Origin of the sequence: Bradyrhizobium sp. AUGA SZCCT0176, from assembly GCF_018130145.1 — a bacterium.
GTDB lineage: Bacteria > Pseudomonadota > Alphaproteobacteria > Rhizobiales > Xanthobacteraceae > Bradyrhizobium.
Map to the genome: position 1 here is coordinate 1 of NZ_JAFCMB010000045.1, position 4,398 is coordinate 4,398.

Consider the following 4,398-nt stretch of genomic DNA (forward strand, 5'->3'; position numbering starts at 1 on the left):
CATCATCGTGATCGGTCGCTTTGCCACGTGACAGGTAATCTTGCATGTTTTGTTTATTGTGGTGCTGCTGCTGGTCGCACGATAGTTCCTCCTTGTACCATTTTGACCTGTTCGAAGCGTCTTTGCAATGCGAGTATGGTTTCTTGGTCGTTGAAGATTTGATCGATTGCATACTGGGATGTTACAATGATGGTTTTGGGTCTTATCATCATGGAACCGCCTTTGAATTCTCCTCTGAACTTGTAGTGGTCTGACCAAATTTTAAGGAAGTAACCGATCCATTTTTCGTGTGTTGGGTCTACGTCTTCTAGTAACACGATTGGTTCTCCTGAGTAGTCGTCCCACCATTTGTTGAGCGGTTTGTTGTATAGGCTGGATTCTTCGTAACGAGACCGTACTGAGGAGGATTTTCCGCAACCGGTAGGGCCCCAAATCCATTCGTTGGTCATTGCGGAGTTGTCTTGTAGTTGGGCTTTGAGTTTTTCTTGACGATGAATGGATTCTAGGTTCTTCATACAGCGAATGAAAATATCTCCGTCAATGTCGTCGAAGTTACCGAGTTTAGCGAGTGTTCTGGCTGTGTTCCAACGTTGTACTTCCATTTCGCCCTTTTCTTTAGAGGACTTTGGCTTTTCGCCGAGCTCAATGTAGTCGCCATCTTTGCTGCAATAGAGGAGGTTTTGGTCTGGGTTTCCTCTTGCCTTTTCCAGGTGTAGTCGATCGCAGTTGAGTTTTTGCTTCACTTGGTCGAGCGTTCTTGCGTTCTTGAAGTAGACGTAACCTTGAAGATGCTGTGTTCCTGTGGTGGCAACTTCTTTTCCAACGACCATGTATCGGCAAGCGCAGGACACGATGGTGTTGTATTCTTCCGTGGTCCAGTTGTTGAGAGTGAAACACCATGCTCTTGTCTTGGTCGCGGTTGTGGTGGTTGTCGTGGCCGGTGGCATGTTGTCGAAGTGGCGTGGACCCTTGTTAAGGGAGGCATCCGAAAGGTAGGTCCGTGGATGTGGTCTTGTGCACTGTTGGGCATGCAAGTAGTTGGCCCTGAGGTGGTTGGTGAGATATTTGAATAAATTTGTTTTGTGACTGTATAAAATGTTTTGTGAAATTTATGACTGTAGACACACGAGATACTTCTATTTTACGGAGTTTTAGGCACACGGCGCAATCTGATTGGTGAAACACACTTGGTCTAGGGCATTAGTATTACCCCTAGGCTAGTGTGTCTACTGTGTCGCAGTTTTTGTGTGCGCAGTTTTGGGGCCACCAGTTGCGCAACATCCAATTGGGGGTAAACTGCGTCAGTCAGGTAGCGGCACAGTAGACAGTTTCTAGTATGGAGTGTGTGCCCTAGTAGTGTGTTTTGCGGCGGTGTCCGTACGGTATGGGGGTCCTCTGGTCATTCTGCAATGTCGTCGCAAGCAACAACGTGTTCTGAGAGTCAGTCGAGCAGTGTGTCTGAGGGTGTCGTGTGTGAAGTAACAGCAGCTGATTTTCGTGAGATATTGAAGGAGCGACGCAGGTGGAAATCGTGGGATGTGCTGGAAGATGTGTTTCATCGTCGTTGGTGCTGGCCGGAATCTATGGTGTTTGGTCATTACCGGTTTGCGTCGAAAGCCAAGTTTATTAATCATCGCATGGGTTTGACAACGATTGAGCGTCTGTTTGGAGTAAAGGTGAGAGGAGAGAAGTGGGAGCGGGCGCAGTGGATGCCTTATAATCTGTTTGTTCATTGGTTGCGGTCCGCTGTTGATGTTGAGATTCATTTGGGTTGTTTTGGCAAGAATGAAGCATTTCGAGCGATAGCGTTGGCAGTTGAAGTTGCGATGCATTTTTGTTTGGAGCGCACGTGGGAGACGCATACCGGTGCATTTAAAAGGCGTTTGAATTTCAATGACGATGATGTGGCAAGTGTTATGCAAGCGGATGAGTAATGGTTTATTTAGTCAAGATCGTGGGTCCATCGGGTTCGTTTCGGTACAGCTGGGTTGTTGTAATAATCATTTTGTCGTTGGCGTTTTCCTTGAGTGTTAATGATTGGACCGCCTTGGTAGATGGACGTTTGGTTTCGCGATCTTGCGTTGTTAGGTTGTCGTCCGGACTTTTTCTTGAATATTGGTGTTGTTGTTGTGATGGCTTCAGTTTCGAGCAGTTGGTTTACGCGGAGTACGTTTTTGCGTTCGTGGTCTAGCTGCTGCTTTGCTCGCTGTGCGCCGTATTCTGTTCTGTTGAAGTATTGCAAAGCAGCATCCCATTTGAGAGTTGCAATTGCCACGCCGGCTTGAACCTCGACCGGATTGCTTGACGCGACCAGTTGGAAGACGAAATCCCAGATATGTTGGTCGTCAGTGTTGTCCATTTTGGGAATGTCTGGGAAGTCCGTGGATTCAAAGATGTATGCGTCAAGTTATCGTCGCAAGCCAGTGTCGAGGAAGCGTCGTGCCGTTGGTGTTGTTGGTCGTCCGCGTAGTGTTGCTCGTGTTCGGGGTCGTGGCGGTTATTGGAGTGATGCTGTTCAGGGTGCTCGACGATTTATGAAGTCTTATGTTCCTCGTAATACATTTAGTCGGTTTGGGTCTGCGGCTGGCAGTGCGGCGTTTGGTCCATTAGGTGGTGAAGTTGGTCGTCGCGTTGGTGAAAAAGTTGCTCAAGTTGCGGGGTTCGGCGAGTATCATGTATCTAAAGTTGGAGATTATGCGATAAAGAAGAATAGCTTGCTGAATAGTTCTAACCGTTTGGATGAAGGTGCGCAGGTTCCGTCGTTTGGAAATATGGGCCAGGCAATGTTGGTTTCTCATCGCGAGTATATTGCCGATATTATCATTCCGTCATCGCCTGCCACCTTTACCAATGCGGGTTATTACATCAATCCTGGTTTAGCAAGCACGTTCCCCTGGTTGTCGCAGATTGCTGTCAACTTTGATCAGTACCAGATTTTAGGAATGATTTTTGAATTTAAGTCAACTAGTAGCGACTTTGGTACGACGACTTCACTGGGAATGGGATCTGTCATGTTGGCCACTGATTATGATCCAACCGACAATTTGTATTCTTCGAAGCTAGAAATGGAGAATTCTCAGTTTTGTACCACGAATAAGCCGTCGCTTGATGTTTGCCATCCAATTGAGTGTGATCCGTCCATTACTCAGCAGGGTTTGTTAAATGTTCGTTCTGGTTCTGTCCCAAGTGGTCGTGATCCGCGTTTCTTCGATCATGGTATCTTTCAAATTGCTACACAAGGATTGCCAACCGGCAGTAGTGGTCAGATTGGTGAATTATGGTGTACTTATCAAATCGCATTGTATAAACCTCAATATGGTACTGGTATTGGAGCTCGTACCGATAAGTTTGTTTGGACTGCCGCCCAAGCTGCTACTATCACCGGTGTTGGCAGTACTCAATTTGGGACTAGTTGGCCTGCTCCTTCTGGGAATAGTAGTTTAGGTTGCACGATTACATCCAAGTCTCGTTTAACTTTTGGTACTGGTATTGTCCCCGGGAATTATTATATGGTTGTGTACTATGTTGTTGGTGCGTCTGCGGCTTTGACAAGTGGTTTGGCCATATCTGGCAGTGGTTTTAATATTCTTGAGACGTGGAATACTCCGAGTGGCACTACATCTCCTGTTCAAATGGCGACCTGGATCATTCAAGCTACCAATATATCGTTTGCTGGTACTGGGAATATTGATGTAACGGCTGGTACTATGCCCACTGCACCTACTGGAGCCACGTTGATTGTTACTGCTTTGGACAGTGAGATTGTGTATTAGTAATAAATTTCAGTCTTGGTGTGATTTGTTTTGCATGCATTGTATACGTTTTTCGATGATGCCTTCGAGCCAGCGCATTTCTGCTAGGAGAATACGTAGGTTGCTTATGGTTTTGGCGATCTTGAGCTGTGCGGGTAGTGGCGTTTCTTCTTCGAGTGATTCTACGTGTTCGAGTACGGCGGCGAGCCAGAGTGGGGCATCATTGTGGACGTTGTATGCATGCCATTGTCCATTGCATTGTTGGCAGCGGATGCCTTTCCCTTGTGGATCGGGTGCGACGCCATTCGTGTAAGGGTACATGCCGTAGTGTTGTGGTAAGTGCGCAAAAAAATATTAGGTGAAGTTTGGTTTTTGATACAAAAGATGTTGTAGTCGGAGAGAGCTATGTTTGCCCGATCCACCACAACCGTGATTGAGATAATATAATTTGCTTTTATAGTGTAGGCCGGGGGGGGTCTTGGGGGGGAGGTGTCGACCCCGGAGCTTGCGGAGGGTGTTCGCATCGTCCCCTCCAAGGAACTTCCCCCCCCGGACCCATATAACTACTTCATCATCGTGATCGGTCGCTTTGCCACGTGACAGGTAATCTTGCATGTTTTGTTTATTGTGGTGCTGCTGCTGGTCG

5 protein-coding genes are annotated in these 4,398 nt (G+C 47.1%); 2 read left to right on the forward strand and 3 right to left on the reverse strand.

Annotation, left to right across the window (positions count from 1 at the left end; genetic code table 11):
* Positions 1-53: 53 nt before the first annotated feature.
* Positions 54-947 (reverse strand): hypothetical protein, encoded by an 894-nt coding sequence (locus JQ600_RS36545; RefSeq protein ID WP_212490435.1) that lies wholly within the window; start codon positions 945-947, stop codon positions 54-56.
* A gap of 522 nt (positions 948-1,469) precedes the next feature.
* On the opposite strand from JQ600_RS36545, the gene JQ600_RS36550 reads away from it, so the two are divergent.
* Positions 1,470-1,934: a hypothetical protein gene (locus JQ600_RS36550; RefSeq protein WP_212490436.1), complete on the forward strand. Its 465-nt coding sequence runs from the start codon at positions 1,470-1,472 to the stop codon at positions 1,932-1,934.
* An 8-nt stretch (positions 1,935-1,942) separates the two neighbouring features.
* Here JQ600_RS36550 and JQ600_RS36555 read toward each other — a convergent pair whose 3' ends face one another.
* Complete coding sequence (locus JQ600_RS36555; RefSeq protein WP_212490437.1) at positions 1,943-2,359, reverse strand: hypothetical protein; 417 nt, start codon at positions 2,357-2,359, stop codon at positions 1,943-1,945.
* Between the two features lie 22 nt (positions 2,360-2,381).
* Between JQ600_RS36555 and JQ600_RS36560 the strand changes: the two genes are divergently transcribed.
* The gene (locus JQ600_RS36560) at positions 2,382-3,773 is read left to right on the forward strand and encodes a hypothetical protein (protein ID WP_212490438.1); all 1,392 of its coding nucleotides are present in this window, start codon (positions 2,382-2,384) and stop codon (positions 3,771-3,773) included.
* Between the two features lie 9 nt (positions 3,774-3,782).
* Here JQ600_RS36560 and JQ600_RS36565 read toward each other — a convergent pair whose 3' ends face one another.
* On the reverse strand, positions 3,783-4,073 hold the full coding sequence (locus JQ600_RS36565) for a hypothetical protein (protein WP_212490439.1): 291 nt from the start codon (positions 4,071-4,073) through the stop codon (positions 3,783-3,785).
* Positions 4,074-4,398: the final 325 nt, after the last annotated feature.

What these genes read in the sequence shown, in the direction of transcription:
- JQ600_RS36545 (WP_212490435.1), bottom strand. Translation starts at nt 947, where the DNA reads ATGCCACCGGCCACGACAACCACCACAACCGCGACCAAGACAAGAGCA.
- JQ600_RS36555 (WP_212490437.1), bottom strand. Translation starts at nt 2,359, where the DNA reads ATGGACAACACTGACGACCAACATATCTGGGATTTCGTCTTCCAACTG.
- JQ600_RS36565 (WP_212490439.1), bottom strand. Translation starts at nt 4,073, where the DNA reads ATGTACCCTTACACGAATGGCGTCGCACCCGATCCACAAGGGAAAGGC.